Origin of the sequence: Pseudochelatococcus contaminans (assembly GCF_014195635.1) — a bacterium.
In the GTDB taxonomy this organism is placed as follows: domain Bacteria; phylum Pseudomonadota; class Alphaproteobacteria; order Rhizobiales; family Beijerinckiaceae; genus Pseudochelatococcus; species Pseudochelatococcus contaminans.
In genome coordinates this window covers 213,558-228,757 of sequence record NZ_JACICC010000003.1, presented here as the reverse complement: position 1 = coordinate 228,757, position 15,200 = coordinate 213,558, and the positions used below count along the sequence as shown (strand labels likewise).

At 60.9% G+C, this 15,200-nt stretch carries 15 protein-coding genes; 5 read left to right on the top strand and 10 right to left on the bottom strand.

Annotation, left to right across the window (positions count from 1 at the left end):
- Positions 1 to 325: 325 nt before the first annotated feature.
- Complete coding sequence (locus FHS81_RS07555) at positions 326 to 1,072, bottom strand: protein phosphatase CheZ (RefSeq protein ID WP_183751559.1); 747 nt, start codon at positions 1,070 to 1,072, stop codon at positions 326 to 328.
- Between the two features lie 192 nt (positions 1,073 to 1,264).
- On the opposite strand from FHS81_RS07555, the gene FHS81_RS07550 reads away from it, so the two are divergent.
- Positions 1,265 to 1,648 carry a response regulator gene (locus FHS81_RS07550; protein WP_183751557.1) on the top strand — a complete coding sequence of 128 codons (384 nt, stop codon included), beginning with the start codon at positions 1,265 to 1,267 and terminating at the stop codon, positions 1,646 to 1,648.
- 175 nt (positions 1,649 to 1,823) lie between these two features.
- Here the strand turns inward: FHS81_RS07550 and FHS81_RS07545 are convergent, their stop codons facing one another.
- Positions 1,824 to 4,925 carry an efflux RND transporter permease subunit gene (locus FHS81_RS07545; protein WP_183751555.1) on the bottom strand — a complete coding sequence of 1,034 codons (3,102 nt, stop codon included), beginning with the start codon at positions 4,923 to 4,925 and terminating at the stop codon, positions 1,824 to 1,826.
- A 10-nt stretch (positions 4,926 to 4,935) separates the two neighbouring features.
- Positions 4,936 to 6,078, bottom strand: coding sequence for an efflux RND transporter periplasmic adaptor subunit (locus tag FHS81_RS07540; RefSeq protein ID WP_183751553.1), 1,143 nt, complete (start codon positions 6,076 to 6,078; stop codon positions 4,936 to 4,938).
- Between the two features lie 438 nt (positions 6,079 to 6,516).
- Between FHS81_RS07540 and FHS81_RS19165 the strand changes: the two genes are divergently transcribed.
- Complete coding sequence (locus tag FHS81_RS19165) at positions 6,517 to 6,642, top strand: hypothetical protein (protein ID WP_281374423.1); 126 nt, start codon at positions 6,517 to 6,519, stop codon at positions 6,640 to 6,642.
- Positions 6,639 to 7,583 carry a ribose-phosphate pyrophosphokinase gene (locus FHS81_RS07535; protein ID WP_183751551.1) on the top strand — a complete coding sequence of 315 codons (945 nt, stop codon included), beginning with the start codon at positions 6,639 to 6,641 and terminating at the stop codon, positions 7,581 to 7,583. The genes FHS81_RS19165 and FHS81_RS07535 overlap by 4 nt, the downstream gene beginning before the upstream one ends.
- Before the next feature lie 71 nt (positions 7,584 to 7,654).
- Here FHS81_RS07535 and FHS81_RS07530 read toward each other — a convergent pair whose 3' ends face one another.
- The 5 genes from FHS81_RS07530 to FHS81_RS07510 all read right to left on the bottom strand — a co-directional run bounded on the left by FHS81_RS07530 (position 7,655) and on the right by FHS81_RS07510 (position 13,149).
- Positions 7,655 to 8,263: a sugar O-acetyltransferase gene (locus tag FHS81_RS07530; RefSeq protein WP_210281587.1), complete on the bottom strand. Its 609-nt coding sequence runs from the start codon at positions 8,261 to 8,263 to the stop codon at positions 7,655 to 7,657.
- Positions 8,264 to 8,877: 614 nt separating this feature from the next.
- Positions 8,878 to 9,768 (bottom strand): LysR substrate-binding domain-containing protein, encoded by an 891-nt coding sequence (locus tag FHS81_RS07525; RefSeq protein ID WP_183751549.1) that lies wholly within the window; start codon positions 9,766 to 9,768, stop codon positions 8,878 to 8,880.
- Positions 9,769 to 9,999: 231 nt separating this feature from the next.
- On the bottom strand, positions 10,000 to 10,992 hold the full coding sequence (gene trxB, locus FHS81_RS07520) for a thioredoxin-disulfide reductase (RefSeq protein ID WP_183751547.1): 993 nt from the start codon (positions 10,990 to 10,992) through the stop codon (positions 10,000 to 10,002).
- Positions 10,993 to 11,003: 11 nt separating this feature from the next.
- Positions 11,004 to 12,095 carry a mitochondrial fission ELM1 family protein gene (locus FHS81_RS07515; RefSeq protein ID WP_183751545.1) on the bottom strand — a complete coding sequence of 364 codons (1,092 nt, stop codon included), beginning with the start codon at positions 12,093 to 12,095 and terminating at the stop codon, positions 11,004 to 11,006.
- A gap of 10 nt (positions 12,096 to 12,105) precedes the next feature.
- A complete protein-coding gene (locus FHS81_RS07510; protein WP_183751542.1) occupies positions 12,106 to 13,149 on the bottom strand; it encodes a sensor domain-containing diguanylate cyclase in 1,044 nt (347 codons plus the stop codon).
- Between the two features lie 73 nt (positions 13,150 to 13,222).
- On the opposite strand from FHS81_RS07510, the gene FHS81_RS07505 reads away from it, so the two are divergent.
- Both FHS81_RS07505 and FHS81_RS07500 read left to right on the top strand, forming a co-directional pair.
- Positions 13,223 to 13,450 carry a hypothetical protein gene (locus FHS81_RS07505; RefSeq protein WP_183751540.1) on the top strand — a complete coding sequence of 76 codons (228 nt, stop codon included), beginning with the start codon at positions 13,223 to 13,225 and terminating at the stop codon, positions 13,448 to 13,450.
- Positions 13,451 to 13,514: 64 nt separating this feature from the next.
- Entirely contained in the window at positions 13,515 to 13,988 is a 474-nt protein-coding gene (locus tag FHS81_RS07500; protein WP_183751992.1) for an Lrp/AsnC family transcriptional regulator, read from the top strand.
- 102 nt (positions 13,989 to 14,090) lie between these two features.
- Here FHS81_RS07500 and FHS81_RS07495 read toward each other — a convergent pair whose 3' ends face one another.
- Together FHS81_RS07495 and greA are read right to left on the bottom strand one after the other, a co-directional pair.
- Positions 14,091 to 14,651 carry a hypothetical protein gene (locus tag FHS81_RS07495; RefSeq protein ID WP_183751538.1) on the bottom strand — a complete coding sequence of 187 codons (561 nt, stop codon included), beginning with the start codon at positions 14,649 to 14,651 and terminating at the stop codon, positions 14,091 to 14,093.
- A 75-nt stretch (positions 14,652 to 14,726) separates the two neighbouring features.
- Entirely contained in the window at positions 14,727 to 15,200 is a 474-nt protein-coding gene (gene greA, locus FHS81_RS07490) for a transcription elongation factor GreA (protein ID WP_183751537.1), read from the bottom strand.

The following is a 15,200-nucleotide window of genomic DNA, read 5'->3' as shown; positions in this document are numbered from 1 at the left end:
AAGAACACCCTTCGCTGCATGGCACCATAATAGGCAGACGTAACGGCTAAATGAATATGCGCTGCATCAACACAGGCGCAGCCATATCGGCAGCAGCCGGAATAGCAGCGCTATTCCAGCCAGTACCAATACTAATTACTGTCATCACAAAAATTTCTTTGAATAATTTTGTGCAGTCACACCCTATATCGGCATGCGCACATCGTTGATACGGCCCTCAGCGGAGCGCGCCCCTGCTTCATTGAAGGAAAATAAGCCGTAAGCTGTTTATTTTGATGAAAATCCTGTCGATCCGTCCAGTATAGCCGGATCGACAGGGGCTTTATCAAGCGAACAACGAATCGATGTCATCCTGCGACACGACGTTTTCATCCGTTTGCAACGGCGGCCCGTTGAGAAGCGCGGCATCGCCGGTCTTCTGGTCCGGAACCTTGTCGTCCGTCACGGGGATGGACGAAAAACCGTCCTCGCCACCCCAGATGGCCATCATGATATTGACGCGGTCCTCGATGAAATGCAGCACTTCCACGACCTTGCTGATGCGCTGGCCGGTCAGATCCTGAAAGTTGCAGGCCTCGAAAATCTTGACGGCATTGCGATGGATATCAAGCACCATCGCGCTTTCGCTGCCCTGCAGGCGCGGCAGCAACTTGGCCGTCACGTCCTCGATGTTTTCGACGGACGAGAGGATCGTATCGGTAGCGGCTTCGGTGCCGTTCACGACAGCATCCAGCTCGTCGAAAGCCCGGCTGGATGCCTCCCCGCCCCTCAGGCCCTTCACCTGAATGCTGAGGATTTCCCGCTTTGTCTGTGAAATGGCCTGATGGATCGATTCGATCTCGGCCATGACATCGGCACTCCGCAGAGCTTCGGCGTCCTCGTCCCCGCCTTGCGGGAACCGGCTGACACCGCCCCCCTGCTGAAGGAGACTTCGGATGTCCGCGAGTTCGTCAAACACCTTCGCGAACAGGGGCCCGTAGTCTCCCGGCTCATCCGCCGCACGCAACTCCCGCTCCCCGTCACCGGGCACATGGCCCTTTTCGATCCGGAACGGCCGACGATCAACCGGCATCGGCATCACTCCATAAAATGTGGCTTCCTACGAGCATTCTAATAGACGATATATCTCCATGCTGCAATATTCGCAAAGCACTGGATGCAAGCTTCACGCAAGCGATAACTGTCATTTAGTTTGTCGAGAAATATATGTCTAATAACTTCTGTCAGGCGAAATGCTGCAACCGCGTTTTTGCTGGAGCGATCGATGTCTCTTGACCTATCAATGCCCATACTTGTTGTCGACGACTATAAAACGATGATCAGAATCATAAGAAACCTGTTAAAGCAGCTTGGCTTTCAGGATGTGGACGACGCGGCTGACGGGTCGGAAGCGCTCACCAAGCTTGCCCAGCGTAAATACGGGTTGATTATCTCCGACTGGAACATGGAGCCGATGACCGGCTACGAACTGCTCAAGCAGGTGCGCGGCAACCCGGAGATGGAAACCTTGCCGTTCATCATGGTCACAGCGGAAGCCAAGAGCGAGAACGTCGTCGCAGCCAAGAAGGCGGGCGTCAACAACTACATCGTGAAGCCCTTCAATGCACAGACACTGAAGGACAAGATCGAAGCCGTCTTCTCCTCGTAAGCTTCTGCCAAGATGAAACAACGACCGATCGGATAGGGCATCTGATCGGCCGTTATTATTTAAAGCGTTTTCAAGCAAAGCGGATACCGCTTTGCGTGAAGAAAACGCGTAAAACCAATGGGATAGAGCATTTCTGCGTTTCAACGAAATGCCGAAATGCTCTAAAATCCAAATTTCAGCGCGCCGGATGGGACGAGACATGTCCCGCCGGCGTTTTCGCTGTTGCCGGCTCCGTCCCGTCAATGGGCGCGCCGGCATGCCGGCGGCCAATGAGGCTGTAAACCACCGGCACCACGAACAGCGTCAGCACGGTGCCGAACGTCATGCCGCCGACGATGACGAGGCCGATCTGCTGCCGGCTCTCCGCGCCCGCGCCGGTGGCGATCATCAGCGGCACCGCGCCCAGCACCATGGCCCCGGTGGTCATCAGAATCGGCCGCAACCGCAGCACCGCCGCATCCACGGAGGCGGCGAGGCGATCCCTGCCCGCCTCCTGCTGCTGGTTGGCAAATTCCACGATGAGAATGCCGTGTTTGGTGATCAGCCCCACCAGCGTCACAAGGCCGATCTGCGAATAGACGTTCATCGTGCCGCCGCCGTAGTAGAGCGCCGCCAAGGCCCCGGTCATGGACAATGGCACGGAGAGCAGAATGATGAACGGATCGCGGAAGCTTTCGAACTGCGCCGCCAGCACCAGATAGATGAAGCCGAGCGCCAGCACGAACACCATGGCTAGGCTTTGGCCGGATGTCTTGAACTCGCGGCTCTGGCCGCCGTAATCGGTTTGCACGCCCGGCGGCAAGACCTCTTCCGCCGCCTGTTCCAGGAAGGCCAGGCCATCGCCCAGCGCGTAGCCGGGCGCCAGATTGCTGGTGATGGTGGCGGAGCGAAGCTGGTTGAAGCGCCGCAGATCCTTGGGTGCGACGGATTCCTCCACCTGCACCACGTTGGAAAGCTGCACCATGTCGCCGGAAGGCGCCCGCAGGAAGATGGTCGACAGTGTCGATGGCGAGGCCCGATCCTCCGCCGCCATCTGCACATAGACATCGTATTGCTCGCCGTCGACTTCAAAGCGCGTCACCTGCCGGCCGCCGAGCAGCGTTTCCAGCGTGCGCCCGACAACGGAAACATCCAGTCCGAGATCCGCCACCCTGTCCCTGTCCAGCGTCACACGAAACTCCGGCTTGTTCAGCTTCAGGTCCGCTTCCGGGTTGACGAAACCGGGATAGTCACGCGCCCGCGCCATCAGCGCATCGACATAGGTTTGCAGCTCTGCGTAGGTGCCGGATGTCTGTATCACGAACTCAACCGGCCGCGTGCTGCCGCGCTGGCCGAGCGACGCCGGATTGTTGGCATAGGCTTCGATGCCGGGAATGCGTTGCAGCTTGGCCCGCATGGCGCTGGCGATGTCCTGCTGCCTGGCGTCACGCGCGGCCCAATCCTTGAGCCGGCCGATGGCGATGAAATCCGTCACCTCGGGAAAGCCCAGGATAACAAGCACCGACGCCATTTCCGGGATAGCCCGCAACTCATCCTCAATGACGCCGACATAGCGGTTCATGTAGCCGAGAGTCGCGCCCTCGGGTCCACTGCCGCGAATCATCACCACGCCGCGATCCTCAACCGGAGCGAGTTCTGACCGCAGACCAGTAAAATAATAACCGCTCAATGCCGCCACGATCACGGCCAGCACCACGACCACGGCGCGGGCGCGCATGCAGACCCGCAACGCGGCGCGATAACCGTTTTCGAGGCCGGAAAAAGCCCGTTCGAAGAACACGAACACCCGACCGGGGTTGGGATTGTGGCGCAGCAGGCGTGCGCACATCATCGGCGTCAGCGTCAAGGCGACGAAGCCGGAAACGATCACCGCACCGGCCAGCGTCAGGGCGAACTCAAGGAAGAGCCGCCCCGTCCGCCCCTCGGCGAAGGCCACCGGCGCATAGACGGCGGCCAGCGTCAGCGTCATCGCAATAACAGCGAAGCCGATTTCGCGCACGCCCTTGATCGCAGCTTCGACCGGCGGCACTCCTTCCTCGATATGGCGATGGATGTTTTCCAGCACCACGATGGCATCGTCCACGACGAGGCCGATGGCCAGCACCATCGCGAGCAGCGTCAGCGTATTGATGCTGAAACCGAGCACCAGCATCAGCGCGAAGGTGGTAATGAGCGAAATCGGAATGGTGACGATGGGAATGAGCGAGGCACGCAGCGACCGCAGGAAAACCAGAATCACCAGAATCACCAGCGCCATGGCTTCGAGAATCGTGGTGTAAACGGCCTTGATCGAGCGGTCGATAAATACGGCGGTATCGTTGGCAATCTGCGCCGATACCCCTTCCGGCAGGGAATCATTGATATCCGGCATGACGCGCCACAGCGCCGCCGATACCTCAAGCGGGTTGGCCACAGCCTGCTTGACGATGCCGACCGTAACGCCGGTTTCGCCGTTGAACCGCCCGTCGCGGCGCAGGTCCGCCGCGCCAAGCTCCACCCGGGCGACATCGCGCATGCGCACCTGATGATTGCCGGCCCGCTTCACGACGATATTCTCGAATTCATCCACCGTGGTCAGGCCGGTGCGCGACAGCACCGTGAACTCGCGGTCGCGGCTTTCGATGCGGCCGGAGGGCAGTTCCACGTTCTGCGCGCGCAGCGCGCCCTCCACGTCCTGCACGGTGAGGTTGTAGGCCGCCAGCCGCTCCCGATCCACCCAGATCCGCATGGCGTAGCGCCGCTGCCCGAAAATGGTGACATCAGCCACGCCGGTAAGATTCTTCAGGCGGTTGACGACATAGCGGTCAATATAATCCGTCAGTTCCAGCGCATCGAGGCGATCGCTGTTGAAAGCGATGTACACCACGGGCTGGGCATCGGCCTCCACCTTGGCGATGATGGGTTCGTCGACCTCGTCGGGCAGGCGGCCACGCACGCGGCTCACCCTGTCGCGCACGTCGTTCGCGGCAACGTCCGGATCGACATCGAGATCGAAACGCACGGTGATGCGGCTGGTTTCGGCGCGGCTGACGGATTCCAGAACGTCGATGCCCGCGATACCGGCGATGGAGCCTTCCAGAACCTGCGTGACCTGGCTTTCCATGATGGTCGCGGAAGCGCCGGGATAGCTGGTGGTGACGGACACGACCGGCTCGTCGATGTTGGGATATTCCCGCACCGTCAGCCTGTCATAGGATACGAGGCCGATCAGCATGAGGATAAGGCTGAGAACCGTGGCAAAGACTGGCCGGCGGATGCAAAGCTCGGAAAAGCCCATTGCCGCCTCCTCAGATCTGGCCGGATGCCGCCACCACCTCGACGGCGGCGCCGTCGCTGAGGCGGTGCTGGCCTGCGGTCACCACCTCGGCCCCGTCGCTCAGGCCTTCGAGTACCTCGACCGCGCCGGCAAGCCGCGCGCCAAGCCGCACGGGCGTCTCGACGGCCCGTCCGTCCGCGATACGGTAGACGAAGGCCGCATTCCCGCGCGGCACGATCGCCTCTTCAGGCACGTACACGGTTTCCTGCACCTGCATGTTCTTGATCGCGATGCGCGCGAACAGGCCGGGACGCAGCAGCAGCTCCGGATTGTCCAGCCGGGCGCGGATGCGCAGCGCGCGGCCATTGACATCCACCTGCGGATCGATGGCATAGATCGCGCCCGCGAAGGTGCGGCCCGGCAAGGCGTCGACGGTCAACTCAAGCGACTGCCCCACCCGCACACGCGCCAGATAGGTTTCCGGCACCTTGAAGTCGACCTTCAACTGATCGATCTTCTCCAGATTCACAACCTCCACGCCGGGGTTGAGATAAGCCCCCGGCGAGACCTTGCGCACGCCCAGAACGCCCGAAAACGGCGCACGAATGGAAAGCTTGTCGAATCGCGCCTCGGCCAGCGCCAGTGCCGCGCGGGCGGTGGCCAATTCGGCCACGGCCTCATCGTTGGCGCGCTGGGTGGCGTTGCCGCCGCGCGCAAGCTGGCTGGTGCGGGCGTGATTGGCTTCAGCCAGCGACAACCGGGCACGAACATCGTCGAGTTCCGCCTGCGTCAGCGCGGAGTCGAGGCGCACGAGCACATCACCCGCCGCTGCATGCTCGCCTTCGCTGAAGCTGATCTCGGCGACACGGCCGGCAATTTCCGACGATATCAGGACGCTTTCGTCCGATTGCAGGCTGCCGACGGTGTGAATGTCCGCCGCGGCTTCACCACGTCGCACAGTGGCGGTTTCCACCGGCGCGGAGCGGCGGACGGTCGTGGCGGGAGGCGGCGAATCGGCGGCTGGCGTGGCGCCGGGCGTGGCCTGCGCCGGCGTGCGCAAAAGCGATGGGCCTCCCAACAGCCCCGCGAGGCGTCCGTCATTCTGATCGGCCACGAACCAGCCGGCGGCGGCCAGAATCAGCAGCAGCCCTCCGGCTTTCAGCAATCTGCTCATATGGTGCCCCCCGAGGCCAGCCCAGAACCCGACCCCCGGCATTTCGCGGACATAACGTGTCACGCAGACAAAACCGGACAGCCGCCACCGAGCGAAACCGACGGATGCGGCCAATTTTCGCAGCTATTGTGCATCGCGGCAGCAATGCGAGACAAGTTAATATTCGCTCATGTATAATGCCGCCGCTTGTGGCTCGCCGAAGTCTGCCCGCCTTCCATGCACATTATATTTCAACGGCCTGCCGCCTGCCCGGCCATCAGTCGCATATGCATGAACGCAGGATCGGCTATGCGATTGCCACCAATTTGTGATCGTGACTATTGTTCGCGCGCGCCACGGCTGATATGTGCGCGTCGGAGTCAGTGCGTGTGCCCGAAAATGGCATATGGCTGACACGCATGCGCATGACCATGATAGGTTTCGATTATTTTCGGGGTCATGCGCGAACGATCAAACAGCACGGGGCGGTTTTCCCTCATCAAAGCCGTCCTGCCCCGCGATACCGGCACCCGGCTGGTTCGCCACCTGTCGCACGTTGAACCGAACAAGGAAATGGCCGGATGAAACCCTCGATCAAACTCGTTGCGGGCAACTCCAACCGCCCGCTCGCCGAGGCGATTTCAAACTACCTTGAAGTGCCGCTGGCCTCGTGTCTCGTGCGCCGCTTCGCCGACATGGAAATCTTCGTTGAAATTCAGGAAAACGTGCGCGGCGAGGATGTCTTCATCGTCCAGTCGACATCGTTCCCGGCGAACGATCACCTGATGGAACTGCTCATCATCACCGATGCGCTGCGCCGCTCGTCCGCCAAGCGCATCACCGCCGTTCTGCCGTATTTCGGCTACGCCCGGCAGGACAGGCGCGCCACCGGCCGCACGCCGATTTCCGCCAAGCTCGTTGCCAATCTCATCACCCACGCCGGCGCCGACCGCGTGCTGACCGTCGATCTGCACGCCGGCCAGATCCAGGGCTTCTTCGATATTCCCACCGATAACCTGTTTGCCGCGCCGGTCATGGTGCGCGACATCCGCGAACGGGTCGACCTGTCCAACGCCATGGTCGTGTCGCCGGACGTGGGCGGCGTGGTGCGCGCCCGCGCGCTGGCCAAGCGCATCGATGCGCCCCTCGCAATCGTCGACAAGCGCCGCGAGCGCCCCGGCGAGTCGGAAGTCATGAACATCATCGGCGACATAGCCGGCAAGAGCTGCATTCTGGTGGACGACATCATCGACTCAGGTGGCACATTGTGCAACGCCGCCGATGCCCTGCTGGCAAAGGGTGCGAAGGAAGTCTACGCCTATTGCACCCATGGCGTGCTTTCAGGCGGCGCAGTGGCGCGTATCGCCTCCTCCCGCCTCAAGGAACTGGTAATCACGGATTCCATTCAGGCAACGGAAGCCGTCAAGGTGGCGCACAACATCCGCACCATCACGATTTCAACCCTGCTCGGCGAAGCCATCGGCCGCACCGCAACGGAATCGAGCGTTTCCAGCCTTTTTGACTGAAGCGTTTCGTCGTTCTGACCCAGGCAGAACAGGCGCTCCATCAATCCGTCATCGGTGAAGGCCGTGCGCTTTCACCGATAACGCAAACCGTCTTCAGGCAGGATAGCGCGGATCACCCTGGTCGGGTTGCCGCCGCAGATAACGCCATCCGGGATCTCACCGCGCACGACCGAGCCAGCGGCGACAACCGTACCGGAGCCGATTCTCGCCCCCGGCAAGATGGACACACCGGCCCCGATCCATACATCATCACCTATTGTTATCGGATGGGCATATTCCAGCCCCATATTGCGACGCTCGCTATCGAGCGGATGGCCGGCAGTATAGATGCCGACGTTCGGCGCGATGAAACAATTGCTGCCGATCACCACCTTCGCACCGTCGAGGATGACCAGATTGACGTTGGCGTAAAAATTTTCGCCGACTTCGATGTTGAAACCGTAATCGCAGTAAAAGCCCCATTCCACCACAAGCCGCTCTCCGGTTTTTCCCAGCAAGCGCTTCAACAGGTCATCCCTGCGCGCCTCATCGTCCGGATGCAGCCCGTTCAGTTCGTGCAGAAGGCGCTTGGCGGCGCGGCGTTGTTCGAGAATGTGGGGATCATAATTAGCGTCATAAAGCAGGCCAGCAGCGGCTTTATCCATCTCCGTCATGAAACGGGTCACTTTGGAACGGGTCATTTTGGAACGCATCGTCTCCGGGTGTGATTATATCGCGAAATGCGGCCTCAAATCTGGTTCAAAACCCGAGGGCGGCAACCATCATTATAAAACGACTTGCGGCATTCCACACCCGCCGGCGCCCTGCGCGCTATGCAGGACCGGCATATATTGCAGCGCAAAAGACTATTTTTTCAGCAGCCCGATGGCCGATCTGAATATCATTTTCACACATCAGAGCGGAAATAGAACAAATATCGCCATAATTTGGCAATTAATCCATGCGCGCGAGGCTCATTGTGAAATATATGAGTCTGACCACTCCACGTTTATAGCGGAAGCGCCAAAAACGTTAACTGCGGCCAATTGTCACGACAAAACAAAAAAAGAGGCCGGATCCCACCTGGGAATCCGGCCTGAAAGTAGCTCCAGCTAAGCTGGAACTTCCAGAGGGGAACGGTTGAAACGAGCTCTACGCCGGGAGGAGGTGCGGAACTCATCGGTTTCAACCAAGGTCAGAATGCCTCCATTCGTGCCTTTTTGCAATGCAACAGGCTACATAACGGGCATGCACATAATGCATAGCACTCTTATCCCATCATTTGCGTAGATAGGTGCATTTGTACCCATCGCCATCAATAGGTCCAGCGCTGGGCTTTCGTGACCAGAAAGTCCCGGAAAACCTGCACGCGAGCAACGTTTTTCATCTCTTCCGGGAAAACCAGATAGGCTTCGAGTGCCGGCATGTCGACATCCGCCAGCAGCCGGACCAACCCGAGCCCCGGCTCGACGATATAATCCGGCAGCACGCCAAGACCTGCACCCTTCTCGACGGCCTTTTTCAGCGCACTGACATTGTTTACCAGCAGATGGCAGGTACGCGGATCTTTCGAATCACGCCCCGCCGTCGCCAGCCAGTGCACCGCCTGCATATAATGCGGCACACCGCCGCCGAAACTCAGGATGCGGTGGTTGTCGAGGTCCGACAGACGTTCCGGCTGCCCGAAGTGCTTGAGATATTCGGTTGCCGCGTACACATGGAAATGAATTGTGAAGAGCCGCCGCTGAATGAGATCGCCCTGCACGGGCTGACGCAGCCGGATGGCAACGTCCGCCTCGCGCATGGACAGGTCGAGTTCATCGTCGGTCAGCAACAGCTCGACACGGATATCGGGATAAAGATCCATGAACTCGCCCAGCCGCGCGGCCAGCCAGTGGGTGCCGAGCCCCGCGGTGGTGGTGATGCGCAGGGTGCCGGAAGGCCGCTCGCGCGACTCAGACAGCCGCGCGCGGGTCGTTTCGAGGCGCATGGTCATGTCGCGGGCGGCTCTGAACAACAGTTCGCCCTGTTCGGTCAGAATGAGCCCGCGCGCATGACGATGGAACAGCGGCGCGCGCAGGTCGCGCTCTAGCGCACTGACCTGCCGGCTGACGGCGGACTGGCTCAGGCCAAGATCCTCACCCGCCCGTGTGAAACTTCCCGCTTCTGCCACGGTGTAGAAAATTCGAACCTTGTCCCAATCCACGGCCCGTCCCCTGCCCGTTCTTCGCCGCAGCCACGACCCGGCGTTATACCGCCCCAACCCTTGTCGGGCGGTTTTTTAATAAGTTACAACGTTTTCGCTCGCCATGCGATCATTTGCAACCGTCAAGCGGATATCAGGCTGCCAGCGCGTATCTTTGATGAAAGCCGGTTTCCGGCAGAACGAACCAAAAGCATGACACAGCCCGCCACCCGGCCATGCTTTCCGGCCTTCTTATGCCTCCTGGGCGGCAAGCCAGCGTTCCGCATCGAGCGCGGCCATACAGCCAAGCCCTGCCGCCGTCACGGCCTGCCGATAAACCTCATCAGCCACGTCGCCAGCGGCAAACACACCCGGTACGCTGGTTTGCGTGCTGCCGGGTGTCACGCTGACATAGCCCGTGGGCGTCAGATCGAGCTGGCCGGCGAACAGCGCGCTTTCCGGCTTGTGACCGATGGCGATGAACACGCCCTCCGCGCTGATTTCGCTGACAGCCCCAGACGCCACGTCGCGCAGGCGCACACCCGTCACCGAGCGGGGCAGGTCCTGACCGACGATTTCCTCAAGCACGTGATTCCAGATGACCTCGACCTTGGGATGCGCCAGCAGCCGCTCTTGCAGGATACGCTCGGCCTTCAGCGAATCACGCCGATGCACCAGCGTCACCTTCGAGGCGATCTGGGCCAGATAGAGGGCTTCTTCCACGGCCGTATTGCCACCGCCCACCACGACAACCTCGCGGTTGCGGAAGAAGAAGCCGTCACAGGTTGCGCACGCCGACACACCGAATCCCTGAAACGCCTGTTCCGAAGGCAGGCCGAGCCACTTCGCCTGCGCGCCGGTGGCGATCACCAGCGCATCGCCGAGATAGACGTGCCCGCTGTCACCGAACAGCCGGAAAGGACGCGACGACAGATCCGCCGAAACGATGATGTCAGACGCCAGCCGCGCGCCGACATGTTCCGCCTGCAAACGCATCTGTTCCACCAGCCACGGCCCCTGGATCGGGTCGGCGAACCCCGGATAATTCTCGACATCGGTCGTGATCGTGAGCTGCCCGCCGACTTGCAGACCCGACACCAGCACCGGCTCCAGCAATGCACGCGCGGCATAGATCGCTGCCGTATATCCCGCCGGGCCGGAACCGACGATCAGCAACTTCGTATGCGTCTCGCCCCCCTTGACGGGAGTGACGGGGGCCGGCGTGGAGGAAGCAGAAAGGCTCATGACATTTCCATTCAGGGCGTTCCGCCTGCATCCGCCAAAGGGCGAGCGCGGCGGGAAGCGAAGGATCGGACGATCGCGTCCGCAACCGTTTCCGTTGAATCTAGCGGGGGGTATGCATCACCTTCAAGCCTTCCGCGCAGCGGACGTGCGATACCGCACTTTTCCAGCCCGCCGAGAAAAGCTCTGAGTTTCGCGTGTCCCCCGGATGGTTCGAAGACCAGCAAAGGTTTGCCGGTCGCCGCAGCTTCGCCCATCATATTGGACGAATCCGCTGTGACGACAACCCAATCCGCAAGCGCCAGCAAGGCGATATAAGGATTATCCGCAGAATTGGCGCTGCTGCCATCCCACAAATACCCGTTGGTTTCAGAAACGATGCGCCGCAGCCCCTGCGTCAACGCGGCCGGCGTGCGCCGCGACACCGTGGCCATCAGCGCCACGCCCTGCCGCGTTACTGCCTCCAGGTGCGACAGGAAGGCCGCGACATCAGCATCGGAAAACGTGTGATGACGACTGTTGCCGCCAACCAGCACGGCAACACGCGGATGGGGCAGCCCTGCCAGCGCCGCCGGCGGCCCTCGCCGCGCCGCCTCAAGAAGCCCTTGCGACACCCGGTGCGGCGCCGTCAATGTGACGAGCACGTTGTCACCGCGTAATCTGTCATGCTCGGCCACCCAGATGATATCGGCAGCGCGCGCGCCGATGCGCGGATCTTTGAGGAAAACCGTGAACGTGCGGCCTTTCGATGCGCGCGCCACCGCCCGCATATAGGGCACCGCGCGCCGGCCGGAGGCAATCAGGATATCGGGAAACGGCGGCGCGATCGGCGATCCCGGCCGTGATGGCGCCTCGCGCGGATCGATCCCGCCGCGGGGCATCAACCACACATAAGGCGGGCGCGGACGCACCCGCCGCACCACGATCTCCCCCACCGGCATACGCTCCGCCACAGCCTGGGCGACGCCGAGGCACTGCATTTCGTCTCCGGCCTTGCCGTCTGTCAGCACCCAGCACGTCGCGCCGCCGCGGGAACTGGCGGCGTTTGGCGAAAGCGGCGCGTGCGGAGCGATTTCATTTCCGGAGCAGGCAGGCGGAGTCAGCATGGCGACGCGATCATCTCGCGTTGCCTTCCGGCTGGCAAGCCCCGCGCGGATCTTTGGCCATCAGGCTCCGCCGCCGGCTCTTGACCATGTACATCGCCTCGTCGGCGCGCTTGACAGCCTGCTCCGGCGAGAGATCGTTGACGGCGGCATCGACGATCCCGACACTGGCGCCCGCATAGTCGAGCTTCAGGGATGGCAGCTCGAATGGCCCGAGCGTACTGGCTTCGAGGCGACCCCTGAGGCTTTCCCTCGCGGTCGTGGGCTGGTCTTCGTCCGCGTCGATGGCGGAGACGACGACGAACTCGTCGCCACCGAAGCGCGCGGCCAGATCATAGGGCCGTATAGCGCCTTTGAGGCGTTTGGCGATCGCAACGAGAAATTCGTCACCGACATCGTGTCCGTATTGGTCATTGATGCTCTTGAAGCCGTCAAGATCAATGAAAGCAACGAGAACGGGCCGGTTTTCCCGGCGCATGAACGACCAGATCCGTCCCATTTCAGCCATTAAATGCCGCCTGTTCGACAGTCCGGTGAGCGGATCGACACGCGCTACCTCCTCCAGTTGGAGGTTGGCATCCGTCAACTGGTTCAACAGCAGCTCACGTTCCAGATACATCGAGATGACCTCACTGAACACTGCCAGCAGGCGGCGGTTGCGGCTGTCAATCGCCTTCCGGCGTGAACTGGCTGCGCAAAGCGTGCCGTAAAGCGAGTCATCGACGTGAACTGGTATGCTCGCAAAAGTCTGCACACCCAACTGCCGTGCCGCTTTACTGTCGCCCCATCGGCCCGGAACATCGTCAGAAAAAATGCATGATTCATCCAAAGCTCGCTTGCAGAGCGTGTCGCCCCATGGCACCGAAAGCCCCTCCGGAATGACGAAGCTGCCGGTGTTGCGCGCGAACAGGATGGTCTGAACATGAAGACTCGAGTCGATATGCGTCAGATATGCCGATTCGAGGCCGGTTGAAAATTCGATCAGCCCCAGAAAGCGGCGGACAGCGCCTTCAAGGCTTTTCTCTTTACGCAATGTATCGACAAACTGGGAAAACATGATGTCATCAGGCACAGCGACACCTTTATTATCAATCTGGCAGTCAATATGAAGTAATACAAACAGCAGTTTCATGCAGCGCTTGACAAAAATGCAGCAGACGGAGCAATATCCGCCGCCAATCGTGATGATGAATGCTGCGGCAAAATTTCCGTTCAGGCTTGCAGAGCGCCTTGTACGAAGTCCTGCACAAACACGCTGCCTTGCCTGTCAGACCGTGATATCAGGAAGATGTGAAATTCAGACATTGAACGCTTCCATTCCACAAAAAAACCTTCAAGACATTATTCCTGCTGACTGAAACGCTCCCGGCACGCCGATGCGCCGTGATCACCAAAGGAACACACCGCTTGTCCCCCGATAACCTGCCCATCGAACTCGACGCGACCGACTGGAAGATCCTGAAGGAATTGCAGAACGACGGGCGGTTGACAAATGTAGAGCTCGCGCGCCGCGCCGGGCTGTCCGCCCCGCCATGCCTGCGCCGGGTGCGGGCGCTGGAAGAGGCCGGCATCATTCGCGGCTATCGCGCCCTCCTCGATGGCAAGCGCCTCGGGTTCGACATCACCTGTTTTGCCATGGTGCAACTATCCAGCCAGGCCGGGCAGGATCTTGCCCGTTTCGAGGGCTATATCCGCACATGGTCAATCGTGCGTGAATGCTGGTCGCTGTCCGGCGACATCGATTTTCTGCTGAAGTGCGTTGCGCGCGATCTCAACTCGTTTCAGAAGCTGGTGCTGGACCTCACGTCGCTGCCGAATGTACGCAACGTCCGCACCGCGCTCACCGTCGCCCATGTCAAGGATGCGCCGCCCGTGCCGCTGGAAAATATCGACTAAACAGGCCGCATTCAACGACGCATGGCATTTGAACCGGGACAGCAAGCCGCGAGATCTGACGAAATCCCGCCGGTTCCCGCTGCCACCGGATCATGTCGTCCGTCAGTTGCGGCCGAGCAGGCGATCCGGCACCCACCGGGCGAAGACGCGCGACAGTCCGATCACGCGGCGCGTGTCGATGTCGGGCAGATACCACGCGCCAGAGAAGCTCGACGGCAAGGCCAACAGAATACGCCGACGCGCTTTCTCTGCGCCATCGGGGCCGATGACGATAGCATCGCCTTCCATATAGTCGGTGCTGCCGCCGCCACTGTTTGCCCAGCGCCCACCGCCGCTGGCATCGCCGGCCCATGACGCCAGCGTGATCGCATCCACCCGCACTACCAGCCTGTCCGCGCGCTTGTCACTCGGGACAAGCCGGGAGGCGAACAACCGCGCCAGTTCCGGCTCAATGGTGGATTTGGCCAGTTTCGCCCACGGGGCCAGGCCGCGCGATACGAGCGGCGACACATCAACGGTGATGGACCGCAGCCGCAGGTTTGAAGCCGCCTCCGGCGAAAGGCGCAGATCTCCGGGAGCGGCACACCCTCCCAGAAGCGCGGTCCCGGAAACAGCGAGCGCGCCTCCGGCAAAGAGGAAGCCCCGACGTGACAATCCTGCCATGATCCACCCCCAACGATTTCGCGCGCCGGAAAAGTCGCGCGTTCAGTGCGATAACCGTCCTGAACGCGCCCGGCTTTATCTGAAAAAAACGTCCACGATCTCGTATGATTTTCCGCCACCGGGCGTCACCACCTCGACCGTGTCGCCGACAGACTTGCCGATCAGCGCGCGGGCAATCGGCGAAGCTATCGAAACCTTGCCGACGCTGACATCGGCTTCAGGCTCTCCCACGATCTGATACACCTTTTCCTGTTCGGTGTCCTCATCGACGAGCTTCACAGTTGCGCCGAACTTGATCTTGTCGCCGCTCAGCTTCGCGACATCGATGATATCGGCGCGGGAAATGAATCCCTCCAGCTCAAGGATGCGGCCTTCGTTGAGGCTCTGCTGCTCCTTGGCGGCATGATATTCGGCGTTTTCCGAAAGGTCGCCATGCGCGCGCGCCTCGGCGATCGCCTCGATAATACGCTGGCGATCCTCCTGCTGACGGCGCTTCAGTTCTGCCTCCAAAGCCGCATAGCCCGGGGCGGTCATGGGGATCTTTTCCAT